Raw genomic sequence first — 20521 nt, 5'->3', positions numbered from 1 at the left:
TAATTTTTAACTCGATGGTTATGATGTTGCAGCCTTAATGCGTAAAGGGCGTGCGCACTGCTACATTTGTTGTTTCACAATAATAAAGATTAAACCGCATATTTAGTTTTCAATTTGATAAAAAAAGAGGAGATAATTTATAACTGAATCAATAAATAATTATTACCGTGTTAAAACGTTATACACTTAATTAACAATTTTGTTGCATACATTTATAACTCAATTGGTTTAGGGTTATCTTTGCCAACAAACATCTGCTGCTTATAGTGAAAAGATTTATTCTATTAATACTATCTGTAATTATAAATACCGCTGCACTGGCGCAAAACGGATTTGATTATCATCAGTTCGGCATTGGTACCGGTTTTGGAAGTACCGTAGCCTATGGTAATACCAACACCAAAGTTCCCAAAGCGGCTATTAATTTTAATATTAATTACAATGCCACGCCTTTTTTAACCTATACTTTAGAAACACAATTTGGCCAGCTGGCTGGTGGATCGCAATACGACTATTATCAGCGCCAGTTTACCAATACTTATTTTGCGATGTTGGCCCACGCCGACCTGCAGTTAGGTGAGTTGATAGATTATGAACATAACGAGGTTTCAAACGGCTTGAAAAATATCTATTTAGGTACTGGCCTTGGCTTTATGATCAATACAATTACCTATTTGCAAACTACAATACCACCCGGCTTAAGCGGTAACAGCGGATCGAATATTTATCCGTTTTTACCCACAAGTGTTAACGTTGTTATACCCCTAAGAACCGGGTACGAATTTAAAATATATAACAATTACGATATGCCCCGCTATCGCCTTGACCTGGGTTACAGTTTTAATACGGCTTTGGGTAAAGGGCTCGATGGGTACACCACCCTGTCATCCATAAAGTTTTACAGCTATTTTTCGCTAACATTTAAAGTAGGCCTGGGCGGCGTTACCAACTACCGCAAGCCTGTACCTTACTGGGGCTTTTAAAGCATAACCTTGTTCAAAACCGCCTGCCAGTCGGGGTAAGTTTTATCCGTACTTTTTACCTTTTTAATAACGGTGATATATTGCGGATCGAAATAACAGGCCAATCCTAATGTTTTTAAACCATTAGTTGGTTTAAATAAAGTACCGGCTTTATATTCTGCCTGCCCGTTCATGGCCCGCTTTTTATCGAATGACACGGTAGAGTTTACAAACTCGCCGTGGGTTTTCTCACCGCTTACATAAGGCACAAACCACTCAACCGATTTTTTGATGGACGATTGCTTATCCGAAACATAGCTGTAGTAATCAACCCCGGTAGCGCGTTTTAAAACGATAGCTAATTTTAACAACGGTTCCAGATCATAAGCATGGTAATGCAGCGCGTCGCGCAGTTTGAAATCAACACCACTGCCATCGGCGTACAGGTTCACTTCGATCTGTTTTTTCAAACCATCTATGGTGAATTTTTGCAGATCGGCGTCGTTGATCGCGTAAGCAATTTCGCCAACAACCTTTAACCGGTGCGAGTTCCAATTGTTATAGCCCGTCGCCTTGTTCGGTTTCCAGGTACCTACTTCGGCAGCAGCCACCTGCTTAAACCAGGCAACAATTACCTCATTATTTGCGGCATTGATATTTGCCTTTAACATATCATAAGCTTCAATGGCACCATCTAAATTGGTGTCGTCAATCGGGTCGCCTTTTGATTTATTGAGCTTGGCCCATGCCAGCAAGTATTGCACCGCATTTTTCAAATACTCTTTATCGTTGTACAGCTTATAAACCAATGCTGAACTATATATTTTCGACATATCCTTTAAGGCAAAGGCCGTAGCTGTTTTTTTAGGATCGCCCTCCAATTTCCCCTCGCTCAAAATAGTATCTATCGGGTTGGGGTTAACATTTAACGAAGCATCAGCAATAGCCTCCTGGTTTTTATAATAGGCCTTTACATCAGCATCCTGATCTATCAGTTGCTTTAATTTGGCAATTTCGGCGTTATTTAAACCCACATACTGGGCATTAACAAACAGGACCGACAATAAAAAAACTAAGGTGGCGATAAAGCTCTTCTTCATAAATAAAGGGTTGTAGTGAGGTTTAGAATTGATAAAGGCGCAAAGGTTTAACCTATACTAATATAATAAATTATCGTATGGGTAGCGCTGCGTGTGGATAGCTTTGATCCGATCATAAAGCAGGGCTCTAAACTCATCAACATTCTCTTTATTTAGCGCCGAAATAAATATCGCCGGACTGTTATTTTTGGCCATCCAGCTTTGTTTAAAGTCGGCTAAGGTCATTTTCAACTCCGGCTCATCCGGGCTTACCGGAATCGGCTTGTAAGCATCTATTTTGTTAAACACCGTGATCATTTGCTTATCTATCGCGCCAAGGTCTTTCAGCGTTTCGTTAACGGTACGGATCTGATCCTCGAAATTAGGATGCGACACGTCAACTACATGGATCAGGATATCGGCTTCGCGCACCTCGTCCAGCGTCGATTTAAAGCACTCTACCAAATGGTGAGGCAGCTTGCGGATAAAACCAACCGTATCTGATAACAAAAAGGGCAGATTTTCGATCACTACTTTACGCACTGTGGTATCCAACGTGGCAAAAAGCTTATTTTCGGCAAACACATCCGATTTGGAGATCATGTTCATGATGGTGGATTTACCCACGTTGGTGTAGCCCACCAATGCCGCGCGGATCAATTGCCCGCGGTTTTTACGCTGGGTTTCGTTCTGCCGGTCTATCAGTTTTAGCTTTTCCTTTAACAGTGATATTTTAGTGAGGATGATCCGCCTGTCCGTTTCGATCTGCGATTCACCCGGGCCGCGCATACCTATACCACCTTTTTGACGTTCAAGGTGAGTCCATAAGCGTGTTAGTCGCGGCAACAAATATTGTAATTGTGCCAGCTCAACCTGGGTACGTGCCTGGGCGGTTTGTGCGCGGGCCGCAAAAATATCAAGTATCAGGTTATTGCGATCGAGTATCTTAACCTGCAATTCGTTTTCAATATTACGCAACTGCGATGGCGAGAGGCCATCATCAAATATCACAATGTCGATCTCTTCCGACTTCACATAATCGCGGATCTCTTCCAGCTTACCCGTTCCCACAAAGGTAGAACGCTCGGGGCGCAGCATTTTTTGCGTAAATATGGCTTCGGTTTTGGCGCCGGCGGTCATCACCAAAAACTCCAGCTCGTCAAGGTATTCCCTGCTTTGTTCGGCAGTTTGGTCGGGGGTGATCACACCCACTAAAACCGCCCGTTCCTGCTTCACAGCAGTATCATAAGATTTTTGTTTCATTCAGTATTTATTCGGAGTACAAAGGTATACAACCTTTTAGTGTTTTATATGTTTATTAGGGTAACAATTGTTTTTGGAATATTTTGTAATTTTATGTCATGACTTTGATAGAACTTAAAAAATCCATTCACCAAAAAGTTGACGATCTGAATGATCGTGAGCTGCTGGAATTAGTGGATGCACTGGTCAACCGTAAAGATGAAGTTTTTAATATACCAGAGCATATGCAAGCAGGTATTAAGCAAGGCATTGCCGATATACAAAAAGGGGACGTTTTTACGATGGACGATTTTGAGATTAAATACGAGAAATGGCTAAAAGAATAGTCTTTTCGAAAAAGGCTTACGCCGATGTTGACCGGATAGTTGAGTTTAATAACCTAAGGAACCAATCTGATACTTACTCCAAAAAGTTTATCAAGAATCTTCATTCAAGTTTAAAAACACTGAGTAAACACCCACTACTCGGAATACGAACCAATCTACCTCATCAATTTTTATTTATCTGGGATACGTTTTATATCTTTTATACTGATACTGAAACCACAATCGAAATAACTTCGATCTATCATCAAAAGGAAGACGTTAGTTTTTAAACTCCAATATCTACAACCCCTTCACAAACTCGGCCATTGCCTTCCCCGGATCAGCTTCCTTCATAAAATTCTCGCCAATTAAAAAGCCGTTAAAACCTGCCGCTTTCAATTGTTTAATAGTTTCCACATTACTGATGGCGCTCTCCGAGATCTTTAAAAACTCTTTAGGGATATGCTCAAACAATTGGAACGAGGTTTCAACCGAAACCGTAAAATCGGCCAGGTTGCGGTTGTTTACACCGATAGCCGTCAGGTTAGGGTCGATGCTGCGCTGCAATTCTTCGAGGTTATGCACTTCCAGCAAAACATTTAAACCTAAACTTTTGGCAAGCGCGGCCATGCTTTTAATTTCCTGCGGCGTCAGTATCGCGGCGATCAGCAAAATAATATCCGCGCCCAAAGCTTTAGCCTCGATGATCTGGTATTCATCGATCATAAAATCTTTACGGAGGATAGGCACCTGGTTAACAGCACGCGCCTGGCACAGGTCGCCTTTGTTGCCCATAAAAAAATCGGTGTCGGTTAAAACAGATAAAGCCGATGCCCCGGCAGCAGCATAAGCCGCAGTAACCTCGGTAACTTTAACCTGATCGTTTATGATGCCTTTTGACGGTGATCTGCGTTTAAATTCGGCAATTATTCCCGTACGATCCGGCGCAAGCAAAAACTCGCGAAAAGATAACGTTTCGCGCTTAAAAAAAGGAGAGCTTTCTAACTGCGCTACCGTCATTTGCTGCTTATCCGCTTCAACTTCCTTTTTTTTATTGATAACTATTTTATCGAGTATGTTCATATGAGATTTCTTCCTTACGTCATTGCGAGGCACGAAGCAATCCCCGACTTACAGAGCCGCTCTGCCTATTTGGGATTGCTTCGTACCTCGCAATGACGCTTTTAATATTTATATCTTTACAAAGCTTTTGGCCACCGTGCCCCTTGCTCCCCCTTTAGGGGGCTGGGGGGCCAACCAGTTTTGCATCATTTCCTTACCATATTCGGTCAATACGCTCTCGGGATGGAACTGCACGCCACGTACATCGTAGGTTTTATGGCGCAACGCCATGATCGAACCATCCAGTTCGTCAATGGCGGTCACTTCCAGTTCATCAGGCAAACCGTCGTTCGATACCACCCACGAGTGATAACGCCCAACTTTAAACACCGCAGGCAAGCCTTTAAAAAGTACTTCCTTAGTATCGGTTACCTTTATTGGCGTGGCAATACCATGCATTGGCCTGCTCAGATTATACAAACTGCCGCCAAAAACCTCGGCTATAGCCTGCTGACCTAAACATACACCAAAAATGCTTTTGGTAGGTGCATACTTTTCAATCACCGGCAACAACAACCCCGCTTCGGATGGTATGCCCGGCCCCGGCGACAGGATGATCTGGTCAAACCTGTCCACATCTTCCAGTTTAAACTGGTCGTTCCTCCAAACTTCGCAGGTCAGGCCAAGCTCATTAACCAAATGCACCAGGTTATAAGTAAAACTATCGTAGTTATCTATAATTAATATTTTGCTTTCCATGTTTTTCCGGTTAATTAATTACCGCCTCAGTTTTTTGTCTCGGTTCGTTCAGCGTTTCGGCCATTTCCAGTGCTTTACGCAGGGCCGCTATTTTATTATTTACTTCGTTCAGTTCGTTTACCGCGATAGAATCGGCAACAATGCCCGCCCCGGCCTGGTAATGCAAAACATTGTTCTTACTTAAAAACGACCGGATCATAATGGCATGGTTAAAGTCGCCGTTAAAACCTAAAAAGCCTATGGCCCCGCTGTAAAAGCTGCGTTTGGTTTTCTCGTTTTCGTCAATGATCTCCATCGCTCTATACTTTGGCGCGCCGCTCAGCGTACCAGCCGGAAAGGTATCGGCTACAATTTTAAATGAAGACACCCCTTCCTTTAGTTTGCCATTAACATGTGATACCAGGTGGATGAGGTGCGAATAATATTGCACCTCTTTAAACTTACGCACCTGCACATCTTCGCAATGGCGGCTCAGGTCGTTACGGGCAAGGTCAACCAGCATCACATGCTCTGCCGATTCTTTCGGGTCGTTCTCCAGCCTGCGCGCTTCCTCAACGTCGCTCTCATCATTGCCACTGCGTTTAATGGTACCCGCTATCGGGAATATACTTGCTTCGCGATTCTTGATCGTGATCTGCGCCTCGGGCGATGAACCGAAGATCCGGAAATTACCATAGTCAAAATAAAACAAATACGGTGATGGGTTGATTGAACGTAATGAGCGGTAAACATTAAACTCATCGCCTAAAAACGGTTTCGAGAACGCCCTTGACGGCACGATCTGGAACACATCGCCACGATAAATGTGCTTTTTCATTTTCTCAACCATATCCATAAACTCCTGGTCGGTAAGGTTTGAGCTTTCCGGCCCGTTGCTTTCAAACTGGTACTCGGGGAAGTTTTTATTCTTGATCAAAAACTCAACCTTTTGCAAGCCTTCGTCATCGCAGCCATCGCCATAGCAATTCTGAAAAATGTACAACTCGTTTTTAAAGTGATCTATCGCAATGATATACTTATAAATATGATATTGCATTACCGGCACTTTGCGTACGGTATCGGTATAAGGTTTTAACCTGATGGTTTCGAAAAACTCAACGGCCTCGTGCGTAAAGTATCCGAACAAACCATTGCTGATCATTTTTAACGGTAATTGTTCCACCTCAAAAGTCGATAAAAATGATTCGATCTCGTTAGCCAGGTCAAACGTGCCAACAGCACTGGTTTGGCTGCTGTCATCCGGATAGTTCTTCTTCAGTTCACCATCGTTTAGTACCAGCCCGGCAATGGGTTCACAGCAAACGTAGCTCATGCTGTTTTCGCGACTATGGTAATCTGAGCTTTCCAGCAATAGCGAATTTGGAAAAACATCGCGCAACCGCAGGTAAATGCTTACCGGTGTTGTGGTATCGGCAAGCAGCTTTTTATAGGTTGTGGTTAATTTGTATGTCTTCATGTTAGTGGTATCGTTTCAAAGTATCGTAAATAAAAAAACCCGGGCGATTGGTGTCGGCCGGGTTCAAATAGGTTTATAATTGTTAGTGTTTCAACAGATCAATAAATCACCCGGCTGCCATTGTTACATGGTGCCACCAGCTAAGGTTATGAGCGTTTTTGATCATTGTGGACGCAAATTTAGAAAGTTTTTTGAATTAGCAAAGTTTTTAATAAAAAACATTTATGCCGAAATCCCCAAAAGCGGCCTGTGGCTTTGAACAATTGCAGCTACAATAACTACCACAGCCAGTACGTAATATAACAATATAGCGCGGTGCTTTGCCTCGGGCAATATGGCCTTTTTTGAGCTGATATGGCCGAATGTGATCAACGCTATCGCGAAAAGCATCATGGCCCAATGTTCAACCGTCCAGTAGCGGGCATCGTTATCCTGCATGGTGGCCTTGCTGAAATCTTTAACATAAGGGCTTAAAAAATACAGCACAATGCCTATCAATAACTGGGTGTGTGCCGATATCATGGCAAACAGGTTTATCTTACGATTACCTTCGGTATAAGGCTTTTTACCCATATAGCCAATAAGGGCCTGTATAATGGCCACCAGTATCAGGATCAGGACGACGTACCTGAAACCCGAGTGCAGATACTTAAATATGTTATAAGCGTTCATGTGAATTAAGTTTTGCTGCTAATATACAAGAAATATCAATGCCCCCCATTTTTTGCATTTGTGTAACAAATACATTGACAATTAGCGCCATAGGCAAAAATAAACTATCCGTTCGCTATATTAGGGACTCATACATTAACTGACAAATTGATTAACAATGAAAAGAACCTTACTCTTTTGTTTTGCCCTGCTATTGGCCCAACTCTCGCGGGCGCAGGAAACTTTCCCGGTTAACGGCGCGTGGGATGTCCGGCCCGGACTCTACGCTTTTACCAATGCAACTATTGTTGTAAATGCCGATCAAACCATTACTAACGGAACCCTTTTAGTTAAAGACAGGCTTATCGAGGCTGTGGGCGCCGGTATTGCCATCCCGAAAGGATATGTCACCGTCGACCTGAAAGGCAAATCCATTTACCCAAGCCTGGTTGATGCTTATACAACCTACGGCATGCCCGAAGCGCCGCGCGCGCAATTTGGTGCAGGTGGAGCAGGTGGCGGTGGTTTTGGCCTGCGTTCAACGGTAATGGTATCAACCAAAGCCGGTGCTTACGGCTGGAACGAGGCTATCAAACCCGAAATGTCTGCCAAGGCCATATTCCACGCTGATGCCACCAAAGCTGCTGATCTGAAAAAGATAGGCTTCGGTACCGTACAATCATTGATACATGATGGTATTGCCCGCGGCACATCAATGGTGGTTGTTTTAGGCGATGAGCGCGATAACCAGGTGGTATTGAACGATGTTGCCGCTGCACATTACTCATTCAGCAAAGGCACTGCCACTACCAATTACCCATCATCATTAATGGGCAGCATTGCTTTACTGCGCCAAACCTATTACGATGCCGCCTGGTACAAAAACCAAAAAGAAGAGTATAATATATCGTTGGACGAGTTTAACAAAACCCAAAGCTTACCGCAGATATTTGAAGGAAACGATCCTTTAAGCGTAATGCGCGCCAGCAAAATAGCCAAAGAGTTTGGCAAACAATACATTTTTAAAACCGATGGTAAAGAGTATCAGCGTTTAAACGAAATGAAAGCTACCGGCAGCAGTTTTATTATCCCGCTTGCTTTTCCGGCTGCTTATGATGTTGAGGACCCAATAGATGCCCGTAGCATTACTTACGAGCAAATGAAAGAATGGGAGCTCGACCCAACCAACCCGGCTACGCTCGAAAAAGCAGGCATCCGCTTTGCCATTACTACTTACGGTTTAGATAACAATACCGCGTTCTGGACCAACCTGCAAAAAGCCATGGATTTTGGTTTAACCGAAAAGCAGGCTTTAAACTCGTTAACCACCATCCCTGCCGAAATGCTGGGTGTGGGTGATAAGGTAGGAACTTTAACCGCCGGTAAAATGGCCAATTTCCTCATCACCTCAGGCAACCTGTTTAAAAAAGACAATGTGATCTATGAAAACTGGGTTGAGGGCCGCAAATACGTAGTAGGTAAAATGGAGATCACCGACCTGCGCGGAGCTTATATCTTAACAGGTGCCGGCTTATCAAACATCACCCTTAATTTAAGTGGTGCTACGCCGGCTACTATCAGCCTTTCGGCGATGCATACCGGTGTTGATAGTACCCGCACAACCGGTACCTTTACCCGTGCCGGCGATGGCGTAAGTTTCTATTTCGACCTGAAAGGTAACCCAACCGGTAATATCCGTTTAAACGGATACATCACCTCTTTATCACCGGTTACCATGAAGGGTTTCGCAACCTTGCCCGACGGCACATCAACCAACTGGGTGGCAACCTATACCGGCCCTGCGCAGGCAGGCGGTTTTGGCGGCCGTGGCTCAAACGGCACTGCAGCCGCAGCTAAAACATCAACCAATGTTGGCCCGGTAGTTTATCCGTTTGTGGCCTATGGCAATACCGAGATCCCGAAAGCTGAAACCGTATTGTTTAAAAACGCCACCGTTTGGACAAACGAAAAAGACGGCATCCTTAAAAATACCGACGTACTCATCGAGAACGGCAAAATTAAAGCCGTTGGCAAAAACCTGTCATCGGTCGGAGCCCGGGTTATTGATGCTACCGGCAAACATATCTCGCCCGGTATAGTTGACGAGCACTCGCACATTGCCATTACCGGCGGCGTTAACGAGGGCACCCACGCTGTTACTGCCGAGGTGCGTACTGCCGATGTACTAAACTCTGAAGATATTGAGCTTTATCGCCAGTTAGCCGGTGGTGTTACCGTATCACATATCCTGCATGGCTCGGCCAATCCTATCGGTGGCCAGCTACAGATCATCAAACATCGCTGGGGCGTTGCGCCGGATGAAATGAAGATGGAAGGCGCCGATGGCTTTATCAAGTTTGCCCTGGGCGAAAACGTTAAAGGCAGTAACAACAACGGTATCAATACCAACCCGCGTTTCCCGCAAACCCGTATGGGTGTTGAGCAGGTTTATGTTGATGCCTTTCAACGTGCCAAAGAGTATAAGGCAGCCCGTGCCGTAAAAGGCAATAATGTACGTCGCGATCTGCAATTAGAGGCTTTAGCTGAGATTTTGGACAACAAACGTTTCATCACCTGCCACTCGTATGTACAAAGCGAGATCAATATGCTGATGCATGTTGCCGACTCCATGGGCTTCCACATCAATACTTTCACTCATATTTTAGAAGGGTATAAAGTTGCCGATAAAATGAAATCGCGCAACATTGCCGGTTCAACCTTTAGCGATTGGTGGGCCTACAAAAACGAGGTTGCCGAAGCCATCCCGTACAACGGCAAGCTGATGCACGAAGTTGGCCTGGTAACCGGCTTCAACTCGGATGATGCCGAAATGGCGCGCCGCCTGAACCAGGAAGCCGGTAAAGCGGTAACCTACGGCAAAATGAGCGAAGAAGAAGCTCTAAAACTGGTAACCCTTAACCCGGCAAAAATGCTGCACATTGATAACAAAGTAGGCAGCATAAAAGTAGGTAAGGATGCCGATGTTGTTTTATGGTCGGCCGACCCATTATCTATTTATGCTGTGGCCGAGAAAACCTATGTTGATGGCGTACCTTATTGGGAACTTGATAAAGACGCAGCCAAACAAAAAGCGCTAAAAGCCGATGAAGCCCGTTTGATCCAGAAAATGATCGAAGCCAAGGGCAGTGGTGCCGCAACCCAAAGAGCCGGTGCCGGTGGCCGTCGCCGTCCGCAATATGAGTGCGAAACCAAAGATGACGAGCAAGCCGATTTTGTATCGGGTTTAGGTAATTCACAAGGTTCAAAATAATCATCCAGATAGAAAAAAGTCATGAAACCATCATGGGCAACCAATAATCAACAATACAATTGCCCATGATAGCTTTATCACCTTTAAAAAAACAATTACTTCGATGAAAAAAATATTTTTAAGTTTAGGAGGATTATTGCTGGGCACTATCCTTACTTACGGGCAGGCAACCATATCGCCTGCCAAACCACAATCGGGCCCAATTGTAATAACCGGCGCTACTATACACGTAGGTAACGGCCAGGTTATTGATAACGGCTACATCGCTTTTGATAAAGGCAAAATTACCGCAGTAGGCTCAGGCGCTGCTCCGGCCATATCGGGCGCCAAAGTTATTGATGCTTCTGGTAAACAAATCTACCCGGGCTTTATCTGCCCCATCACTACCCTGGGCCTCATCGAAATTGAAGAAGGCGCGAGGGGTACCGTCGATAATGACGAAACAGGCGAAATGAACCCGAACGTACGTTCGCTGATCGCTTACAATACCGATTCGAAAGTAATACCGACTGTACGTTCAAACGGCATCCTGCTGGCACAACCAACACCCGAGGGTGGTACCATATCGGGCCAGTCGTCGGTGATGATGCTCGATGGCTGGAACTGGGAAGACGCCGTTTACAAAGCCGATATCGGTATACATTTAACCTGGCCGGTTTCGTCAGCAGGGCGTGGCCGCCGTGGCGGCGGTATTCGTGGTTTAGCTGTTGCTGCACCCACCACAGAAACCCCTGCCGAACGTGCTCAAAAAGCCTTAGATAATATTGATGCTTACTTTGCACAGGCTAAAGCTTACGCCGATGCCAAAATAACCGTTAAAAACCTGCGGTTTGCAGCTATGGCCGGTTTATTTAACGGCAGCAAAAAACTGTTTGTAAACGCCGATGGCAGCAAAGAGATCCTGCAGGCTGTTGCTTTCGCAAAAAAATACGGCGTACAACTGGTTATAGTAGGCGGTAAAGAAGCCTATATGGAAGCCGATGTTTTAAAGGAAAACAATGTACCCGTTATCCTGAAAGAAACCCAGGCTTTACCACCAAAAGATGACGACGATGTTTACCTGCCCTACAAAATGCCTAAAATATTACAGGATGCAGGTGTAAGCTACGGGCTAACAGGTATCGGTTTCTGGCGCCAGCGTAACCTGCCGTTCGAAGCGGGCCAGGCAGTTGGTTATGGATTAAGCAAAGAACAAGCCATAAGCATGATCACACTCAACAACGCCAAAATATTGGGTATTGATAAAACCACAGGTAGCCTTGAAACGGGTAAAGATGCCAACCTGTTCATCTCAAACGGCGATGCCCTGGATATGATCACCCTCGATGTAACCAAAGCCTTTATACAAGGCCGCGATATCAACCTCGATAACCTGCACAAGCAACTATACCGTAAGTTTAGCGACAAGTACGGCCTAAAAGCCGATTAAATATTCTGTTTATATTCCTCTTAATTAAGCGATGGGTTTAAAAGCTCATCGCTTTTTTTTATTGCCTATAAACTTAGGCCGGCAACACCAAACACATAGGGATTCTTCGGTATTTTCACAATATCCAGATCTTCACGCTGTAACTGCGGCTGAACACATGGGTAAATGTGGGTATTTCCAAAAATTGTTTTGTCTTGATTCCTGATTCTTGCCTCTTGATTCTTAAACAGGGGGGGAAATTGTAAGAAATTTTTCAAATATTCTTCTTATTCAATCATTCAAAAATCAATCCTTCAATCATTGATTCTGGCCTCGCGCTTAGCATTAAATTTACGAAAAATTGGGCATATAAACAAAAAAAAGCCCCGGCAGGCAACCACCGGGACTTTCACTTATCAACTATATATTAAACAATGTGTTTCAAATTGATATCGTACTAACCGCTCCTCTACTTGACGAGAAAGAACGATATGTACGGTTTTTGCGTATTGGTTTTACCGCTGTACCCGCTTGCAAAGGCAGTGAAAGCACGTTGGTTGGCCGGCACGCTTGTGGTAGAATAGCTGGCCAGTACCGTTGCCGATGTTTTGGCCGATCCCGCTGCACGTATCTTGAAAGTTTTATTAGCGCCAGCTATCTTTAATAAAAAATCGGGGCTGTTTTGCAGGAAAGGCAGGTTACCTACCAGCAGCGAATCCGTGCTTTGATCGGATGTTGTTGCTGTACCGTAGTAAAGGTCAAGCGCAGTAACGTTGGGTATCAGGTTCACAAAGTGCAGGCGGCAGGTAGCTGTATCCGGCCTCACCAGGTTCTCTTCGGTAAGCAGTGATTTGGTGGTAGCCGCTGTATCGGTAATGTGCACCACATAATTTTTGCCTGCGGTCAGCTGGAAATTTGCAGTATACAGAACCAGTGAATCGGTACCATCATAGATCTTTTTAGGCTGTACGATCGATACTTTAACAGTACCCGCGGTCACCGCCAAAAAATCGGCCGTATTCCCGCCGCCGGTGTTGTAGCCACCGCCCGGAAACGGCGTACGGGCGGTAATAAGAGCGCTTACAGGCTGGTCGTTTATTTTTATAACTATTGATCGGTTATTCGCATATTGCGATACATAGTTTATTCTCAGCGCCGCCTGGTTATCGGTCACTTTTACTGTATCGCCATAGTCAAGTATGCCTTTTTTACAGCTGGCTATGATAAGGATGACGGCAATAACACAAAATGGTATAATGAATATCTTTTTCATTTTTGTAAGTTAAATGGTTAATGTTACGGTTGGCTGAACCACATCTCCTGTGTATTATAATTAGGTAGGTTACCACCAAATTTGGTTAACTCGGCCAGGTTCCAAACATACTCTGAGTTATAGCGCGGCCTGCAGCGGTAGGCATATTTACCTCCGTTGGTGCCGGCAAAGTCGCCTGGTGCCAATTGGTAAAACGTGCGGAATACGTCTGCTCTGTAATGGTACTTACGCAAATCGCACCAGGTTTCAATACTGCCCCAACCCCACTGTGCTATGTATTTTTGCTGCATAATATCGGCAATAGTAAGCGATGCCGCATTTTGCGCAACCTCGCTCGATGCCAGGTATGCATTTACCTCAGTAGTGGCTATGGCCGGATCGGGCAGGCTTTGAGTACGGCCATACTGGTTATAAAAATCCATACTGGCTTTTATACCGTTAATATAAGCAGTGTAAGCTGTTGCTGCATCACCCTTAACAAAGGCTGCTTCAGATTTGATGAACTGCAGCTGCGCGTAGGTCATAATAGGCCAGCGTGCCCTGTCTGTAAAAATGTAACGACCGTTAAACAAGGTTCCGCCGCTTGGTAGTGAGCCTAAAATATTAGGTACGTTGGTAGTAGCGCTGCCCTTGGTGGGTGTTACGGCAATGTAAGCCGTACCGGTTGGGTTAGTTGTACCGTTAGTGGCTGTACCCGGTGTTAAATATCGGCTAAGACGTGGATCTAACGATGTGGTTGAGTTTGGCACCGGGGTACCGCGCACACCACCGGTTAGTAGGCCAAGTATGGTAGTGGTTTGCCTGCAGTAAGCGTTGCTGGTACCTAAAACACCCGATGTTGAGCTGCCTGCATTGGTTGGCCCCGCCAGGTTATTATCCGAAGTTCCTGATGCCTGAAAAAATACGGTTGCATCCTCAGTTTCATTAGCAAATGAAAGGTCGACATATTTCGCAACGCTGTCGGCATATTTTCCCTTAAAATCGGTCTTGTTGATCAGGTGACCGTAATGGGTTGCCAGCAGGGCGTAAACAAACTTTTTCCATTTGCTCATATCGCCTTTGTAAATACCATCACCGCTAGGGCCCGAAAGCTGGGCGGCGTAACTTACCGGGCTGGTCATGCTCATATATTTAAGCGCCTTCTGGCTCCATTGCTCAACCCTGGCGTAAACGTCGGGCTGATCCTGGTAATAATAGGTCAGCTTATTGGTAAAAGCATCGTCAAGAATGATAGCTCCGTACTGATCGGTAGTGATCTGATAGGTCCAGGCCTTAATAGCGTAACCAATGCCGGCATACTCATACTTTTGATTAGCCTCGGCATCCTTGATCATATTCTCCAGGTTAAGGCCCATATCAAAGTAGCACATGCGCCAGTCAACACCGCTTACGTCACTGGCAGATGCATAACCTTGTTGTTCCCAAACAAGGGTGGCGGCTGTTGTGGTAACGCCAGCCAGGTTTTGTGTGTATTTTGATATTACCCTGGTGTAATCCTGCCAAATGTCATCGTGCATTTGAAACTCAATAGGTGGTAAAAGCAGTTCGGCTTTCACAACCTGCGGCACCACGGGGTTGCTGTTAATGTCCAGGTATTTTTTACATCCTGTAACAATGGCTACTAAAAGCACTGCCACTAAGGTGATATATATTTTCTTCGTTTTCATTATCTTATAATTTTACTCTTAAACCTAAGTTATAACCAATGGGTTTGCCAATGTTACCATAATCGATACCGTAACCGCCGATACCGCCAGATCCTGCTGTAAGCGAGTTACTTTCTGGATCAAGGCCTGTATAGTTGGTGATCAGTATAGCATCTGTCACTGTGAAAAATACGTTCAGGTTTTTAATGAATCCTGTACGCGACAGTAGCGACTGTGGCAGATCATAAGCGATGGTAGCATCGCGCAACCTGAATGCTTTGATGTTATGTTCCACAAAAACCTCAGGGGCAGGGTTGGTAAAGTAACCCGAGTTTGAGTACGGCGTAATAGCAATGTTGTTAGGTGTAGGGTGATCTGTATTTTGCAGGCCATCATTAAGCACACCGGTAATTATGCGTGGTGTCTCACGGTCAAGCGTTTTAATACTGATACCTTTAGTATAGGCTTCAAACTCCGTTTGGTTGATCACGTCGCCACCGTAGCGCAGATCCCACAGCATAGAGAAGGATAGGCGTTTGTAGGTAAACTTGTTAACAATACCCAAAGTGAATTTTGGTGTACGGTCGCCGATCGGATAATAGGTAAGATCCGATACAATGGGCAAGCCTGTTGATGAACTGATGACCACCTGTCCGAATTTGTTACGGTCATACTTCCAGCCGGTCACGTTGCCGGTACTTGCTCCCGGCCAGGCGGCGCTGCGTAATGAACCCACGATCTGGGTGTCAGAGTCATACAACTCCGGCAATTGGTCGGCAAGCGAAATTACAGTACCGCGGTTTTGCGAGTAGTTCAGGTTAACATCCCAGCTAAAATCGCGGCTTTTTACAGGTGTACCATTCAGTACAACCTCAATACCGCGGTTGCGCACCTCGCCGCCGTTAAGCAGTTTAAGCACAAACCCGCTGCCGTAGCTTAAACGCGGAAAAATGATCTGGTTGATACTTTCCAGGTTATAGTAGTTGAAATCGATACCCAAACGGCCGTTAAGAAACTGCATTTCAACACCGGTCTCAAAATTATGGGTGGTTTCGGGTCTCAGATCAGGGTTACCGCCGTTAACTGATAAGGCATAGCCGCCGCCTGTGGTATTGGCGCCGTTGTAAACACTGCCCAGTGCATACTGCCTGAAAGGTCCTTTACCTGTTAATGCGTACGATACACGCAGTTTGCCATAATCAATAAACGGAAGGGCCTTTTTTACCGCCTCAAGTTCGGTAAAGTTAAATGCCAAACTGCCCGATGGGTAAGCAAAGTATGGATCACCGTCGGCTTTAACACCTGTAGACGCATTGATGCTTGGCATCAGTTTTGAAACACCGTCAACACGGCCGGTCAGTGTTAAATAAAGTAAATTTTTATAACCAAATATTGCCTGCCCAAAAAGGCCCACATCGCGGTAACGCACTACGTTAACTGCGGCCTGGCGTGTAGTTGGCAGCGTATTGTTAATGCTGTAAAAGTTGGGATCATAAAACTTATTACCCGACTGTGAATTGGTGGTACTGTTAAAATCATCAAAAGTAGCACCGATAATATAAGTACCGGTAATTGAGCCCATTTTCGACTTGGCGGTAGCGGTAAGCGAGCCGTTGTACAGTTTGGAAAGATCCTGGTAGGTGAGTATATAACCGCCAGTTGGAGCGGTAGACGAACCCGAGCCTTTGTAAGATTGCCCGTTGTAAACGTTAGACCCATTGGTAGATGTGATATCTGCCCCGAAAATAGCATTAATACCCAACCATTTTGTAGGAGTAATATTGATGCTAACGTTGCCCAAAAAGCGGTCAACCTTATCTTGCTGAGGATCTTTGTTCACACTCCACAGCGGGTTATCAAATTCGCCGTAGATGGTTGACTGATGTGTTATACGATTGCCGTTTACATCCTGGTAATTGCGAATATCAAAGGCCGGGCTAAAACGCATCAGCTCCATCAATATACCATTTTGCCCTTTGTAAGCCTTGTCATTGGTCGAATTGATGTAGTTCATGGAAGTGGTAACCTTGATAAGCGGCGATATTACGGCGCTACCTGTTAAGCGGGAAGAGAAACGCTGATATTCAGTTGAGGGAATAGTGCCTTTGTTATCGCTGTATTCGTTTGACCAGCGGTAGGTAAGCTTATCTGTACCGCCGTCAACAGAAATATTGTGTTTCATGGCTCTGCCGGTCTGAAAGAAATTGTTGAAATTATCGTATATCTGGGTGCCAGGCAAAAACTTCGGACCAAAAAAGCTTGACGATGTACCATCGAAAACGCCGCCTACAGTGCCTGTATTATATTCCGTTTGTATCTGTGGAAATTTCACCAGCTTTTCTATCCGGTACGAAGTGCTGTAGGTAACATTTGCCGCACCTGCCTTGCCCTTTTTAGTGGTGATCAATATCGCACCGCCAGCACCTGCACTGCCGTAAAGTGCAGTAGCCTCAGGGCCTTTCATTATCGTGTACGAGTCAATATCTGCAGGGTTGATATCCATACCGCGGTTTGAATAATCCTGATCGCGATTGGCACCCTGGCTTACCAATGCAAATGTTTGGTTAAGCGTGGTATTGTTAATAGGTACACCGTCAACAACGATCAGCGCGTTGTTATCACCGCTCACAGAGGTAAAACCCCTCAGCACGATCTGCGCCGAAGCACCGGGATTACCGTTGGTACTGTTAACCGACAAACCGGCCACACGCCCCTGCAAACCACCGAAGAAATCTTCACGCTGGCTTTGAGATACATCATCGCCCGCCACCTTCTGTGCCGAATAGCCTAAGCTGGCCTTATCCCTCGGAATATTGAAGGCTGTTACCACAACTTCGCTTAACGACTTCGAATCGGATTGAAGCGATACGTTAATAGGTGCGGTACCTTTTACGGTTATGTTTTGCGGAAGATAGCCGATGTAGCTGAATTGCAGCACCTGGCCGCTGGATGCCCTGATACTGTAAGCACCTGATACATCGGTAACAGTTGTAATTTTTGTATCCTTAATTTTTACGGTTACGCCCGGCAGGGGCACGCCGTCGTCGCTGGATGTTACTTTTCCGGCAATCAGTGTTTGAGCCATCACCTCAATGGTACAGCAACACATCGCCAGGAAAAGAATGAGTAAACTTTTTTTCATACATGGGTTTGTTTAAGGGTCGTTAATATATTATGTTAGTTGGTGCGTTATTGGTCCTGCAGGTCAACTGTTAGTTTTTTCGAATGCGATCATTCTTTCAAACCTGCAATAAAACGCAATAATTTTACAAATTGCGAGTTATTAAGGCTAATTTATGCAAATTAATTTTTATTTCTTGCATATTTTATACAATTTTATTTTTGATACGTGCACAAACGCGCAATTTTTAACCTAAACCTGCTTTTAATTAACTGCTATGCTAAAAAAAGAACGCCACTCGCTTATTATTAAGGAGGTTAATTTACATAACAAGGTACTTTCGGCCGATCTTGCCCTGCAATTAAACGTATCTGAGGATACCATACGGCGCGATCTGAACGAAATGGACGAAGCCGGTGAGATCGTTAAGGTGCATGGCGGCGCCTTGTCGCGCTCGTATCATTACCCTTTCAGGCATACCGATATTTATGCTGCGGATGCCAAAAAGAAAATAGCCCACAAAGCCATCACACTGATCAAAGACGGGATGGTGGTTTTAACAGGCGGCGGCACTACCATGATCGAGATGGTTAGCGTGCTGCCTAAAACACTTACTGCCACTATATTTACCATCAGTCCGCTGGTTGCCCTGCAACTGGCCGATCATCCCTTAATTACGGTAATATTAATAGGAGGGCAATTTTCAAAAAACTCGCAGGTATGCGTTGGCCCTCAGGTTACAGGTTATTTAAACGAAATACGGTTTGATATTTGCTTTTTAGGCACCAACGGTATTTCGTTGGGTGATGGCGTTACCGATTCTGACCTTGATATCGTTCAGGTAAAAAAATCAATGATCCGCTCATCCAACAAACTGGCCGTAATGTGTATTGCCGAAAAGCTCAACACCTCCCAACGGATGCGCGTATGCGAGTTAAACCAGATCAATTACCTGATAACCGATATTGAGCCCGAAGACCAGATACTACAGGCTTACAGCCGCGAAAACATTCAATTATACTAAACCGGGAAACTAAACTTACCCATCAGTACTGCCGGGTTTTTGCCTATCGGGATAGGTTCGCCGCATAGTGCTTCGTTACCTAATAAGGCAAACAAAATCGCTTCCTTGGCATCCGGGTCGATGCCCAAATCTTGTGTGCCTTCAATGGCCACTTGCGGCAAAGCCTCTTTCAGTTGCTTCATTATAAATGGATTACGGTAACCGCCGCCGCTCACAAACAACTTTAGATCACTAACGGGATAATTATTTTTGATCACGTCGGCAATCACGATCGCCGTTAAGGCACTTAATGTAGCTACTATATCCGTTGCCGGGATGTTTTGCGTACGCGATTGCAGTTGCGCCTGTTCAACATAGCCGAGGTTAAATAATTCGGGGCCGGTGGTTTTGGGGAAAGCTTCATTAAAAAACGGATGAGCAAGCAATGCCTTCAATAAAGCATCATTCACCTTCCCCGAAAGGGCGATTTTACTGTCTTCATCAAAAGCTTTGTCGAAATATTTTTGGCTGGCCGCATCAATCAAGGTATTGCCCGGGCCAACATCAGTACACCTAATTTTTTCAGCATCACCATCGGCCGGCAGGTAAGTTAAGTTGGCAATCCCTCCCATATTTAATAAAATACGGTTTTCGCCGGGTTTACTGCCCAATAATACATCGCCATACAAAGCCAGTGGCGCGCCCTCACCGCCAGCGGCTAAATGCTTCTGTCTAAAATCGCTTATGGTTAATATCCCCGTTTTCACCGCCAAATGATCGCCATCGCCAATTTGCAGGGTGGCATTCGGATAATTTGCCTGCAGGTGCAACCGCTTTGGTGCGTGGTAAATAGTTTGGCCATGGCTGGCGATATAATCAACCTGTTGTGGGTCGATATTCCAGGTTTTTAAACAATCCAGCACCAGCCGCCCATGAAAGCTGCCAATATAAGCGTTCAGCAGGGTAAGCTTTTCCAGGTCGACCGTTTTTTTGGAGAACACCTTGCGCACTTCGTTTTTAAAATCATCGCCGTAAGGTAAAGTTGCAAATTCATGCAATTTAAATTGCGTGTGTAAACCATTGCCGGTAAACCTGCACAGCGCAATATCAAGTCCATCAAGCGATGTGCCCGACATGAGCCCTATACCTAATTTTTCTGGTTTTAAAGCAATATCGGTTAGCTTCTTAAGGTTACTGTTCAGCTGCTGCATTAGCCAAAGATAAAAATATACCTACGCATAAATTATTTTTTTTATGCATGT

General features: G+C 44.9%; 16 protein-coding genes. 6 read left to right on the top strand and 10 right to left on the bottom strand.

The window, feature by feature from the left end:
- Positions 1–266: 266 nt before the first annotated feature.
- A complete protein-coding gene (locus tag ACFGVR_RS07470) occupies positions 267–983 on the top strand; it encodes a hypothetical protein (RefSeq protein WP_448702123.1) in 717 nt (238 codons plus the stop codon).
- Here ACFGVR_RS07470 and ACFGVR_RS07465 read toward each other — a convergent pair.
- Together ACFGVR_RS07465 and hflX are read right to left on the bottom strand one after the other, a co-directional pair.
- Positions 980–2062, bottom strand: a complete 1083-nt coding sequence (locus ACFGVR_RS07465) for an alginate lyase family protein (RefSeq protein ID WP_448702122.1) — start codon at positions 2060–2062, stop codon at positions 980–982. The genes ACFGVR_RS07470 and ACFGVR_RS07465 overlap by 4 nt on opposite strands.
- A 57-nt stretch (positions 2063–2119) precedes the next feature.
- Positions 2120–3304, bottom strand: coding sequence for a GTPase HflX (hflX, locus tag ACFGVR_RS07460; RefSeq protein ID WP_448702121.1), 1185 nt, complete (start codon positions 3302–3304; stop codon positions 2120–2122).
- A 98-nt stretch (positions 3305–3402) separates the two neighbouring features.
- On the opposite strand from hflX, the gene ACFGVR_RS07455 reads away from it, so the two are divergent.
- Positions 3403–3630: a hypothetical protein gene (locus ACFGVR_RS07455; protein WP_448702120.1), complete on the top strand. Its 228-nt coding sequence runs from the start codon at positions 3403–3405 to the stop codon at positions 3628–3630.
- Positions 3615–3899, top strand: a complete 285-nt coding sequence (locus tag ACFGVR_RS07450) for a type II toxin-antitoxin system RelE/ParE family toxin (protein WP_448702119.1) — start codon at positions 3615–3617, stop codon at positions 3897–3899. Before ACFGVR_RS07455 ends, ACFGVR_RS07450 begins: the two co-directional genes overlap by 16 nt.
- Positions 3900–3909: 10 nt before the next feature.
- Here ACFGVR_RS07450 and trpC read toward each other — a convergent pair whose 3' ends face one another.
- From trpC to ACFGVR_RS07430, 4 genes are all read right to left on the bottom strand, one after another.
- Positions 3910–4692: an indole-3-glycerol phosphate synthase TrpC gene (gene trpC, locus ACFGVR_RS07445; protein ID WP_448702118.1), complete on the bottom strand. Its 783-nt coding sequence runs from the start codon at positions 4690–4692 to the stop codon at positions 3910–3912.
- A gap of 108 nt (positions 4693–4800) precedes the next feature.
- Entirely contained in the window at positions 4801–5430 is a 630-nt protein-coding gene (locus tag ACFGVR_RS07440; protein ID WP_448702117.1) for an anthranilate synthase component II, read from the bottom strand.
- 10 nt (positions 5431–5440) lie between these two features.
- Positions 5441–6886 (bottom strand): anthranilate synthase component I family protein, encoded by a 1446-nt coding sequence (locus ACFGVR_RS07435; protein WP_448702116.1) that lies wholly within the window; start codon positions 6884–6886, stop codon positions 5441–5443.
- A gap of 222 nt (positions 6887–7108) precedes the next feature.
- Entirely contained in the window at positions 7109–7558 is a 450-nt protein-coding gene (locus tag ACFGVR_RS07430) for a cytochrome B (RefSeq protein ID WP_448702115.1), read from the bottom strand.
- Between the two features lie 157 nt (positions 7559–7715).
- Between ACFGVR_RS07430 and ACFGVR_RS07425 the strand changes: the two genes are divergently transcribed.
- The gene (locus ACFGVR_RS07425) at positions 7716–10808 is read left to right on the top strand and encodes an amidohydrolase family protein (protein WP_448702114.1); all 3093 of its coding nucleotides are present in this window, start codon (positions 7716–7718) and stop codon (positions 10806–10808) included.
- 103 nt (positions 10809–10911) lie between these two features.
- Positions 10912–12237 carry an amidohydrolase family protein gene (locus tag ACFGVR_RS07420; protein ID WP_448702112.1) on the top strand — a complete coding sequence of 442 codons (1326 nt, stop codon included), beginning with the start codon at positions 10912–10914 and terminating at the stop codon, positions 12235–12237.
- A gap of 448 nt (positions 12238–12685) precedes the next feature.
- Here the strand turns inward: ACFGVR_RS07420 and ACFGVR_RS07415 are convergent, their stop codons facing one another.
- Genes ACFGVR_RS07415 through ACFGVR_RS07405 form a run of 3 tightly spaced genes read right to left on the bottom strand, consistent with a single transcriptional unit; the run spans position 12686 to position 18277 of the window.
- Positions 12686–13489, bottom strand: a complete 804-nt coding sequence (locus tag ACFGVR_RS07415; RefSeq protein WP_448702111.1) for a DUF4397 domain-containing protein — start codon at positions 13487–13489, stop codon at positions 12686–12688.
- 23 nt (positions 13490–13512) lie between these two features.
- Positions 13513–15156, bottom strand: coding sequence for a SusD/RagB family nutrient-binding outer membrane lipoprotein (locus tag ACFGVR_RS07410; protein ID WP_448702110.1), 1644 nt, complete (start codon positions 15154–15156; stop codon positions 13513–13515).
- 4 nt (positions 15157–15160) lie between these two features.
- Entirely contained in the window at positions 15161–18277 is a 3117-nt protein-coding gene (locus tag ACFGVR_RS07405; protein WP_448702109.1) for a SusC/RagA family TonB-linked outer membrane protein, read from the bottom strand.
- Between the two features lie 256 nt (positions 18278–18533).
- Here ACFGVR_RS07405 and ACFGVR_RS07400 point away from each other — a divergent pair, with 256 nt between their 5' ends.
- Positions 18534–19280 (top strand): DeoR/GlpR family DNA-binding transcription regulator, encoded by a 747-nt coding sequence (locus ACFGVR_RS07400; RefSeq protein ID WP_448702108.1) that lies wholly within the window; start codon positions 18534–18536, stop codon positions 19278–19280.
- On the opposite strand, the gene ACFGVR_RS07395 is transcribed toward ACFGVR_RS07400, so the two are convergent.
- On the bottom strand, positions 19277–20470 hold the full coding sequence (locus ACFGVR_RS07395) for an anhydro-N-acetylmuramic acid kinase (RefSeq protein WP_448702107.1): 1194 nt from the start codon (positions 20468–20470) through the stop codon (positions 19277–19279). The genes ACFGVR_RS07400 and ACFGVR_RS07395 overlap by 4 nt on opposite strands.
- Positions 20471–20521 lie beyond the last annotated feature (51 nt).

It is taken from the genome of Mucilaginibacter aureus (assembly GCF_053514885.1).
The sequence above is the reverse complement of the archived record's forward strand: the minus strand, read 5'-3'. Positions and strand labels throughout refer to the sequence as shown.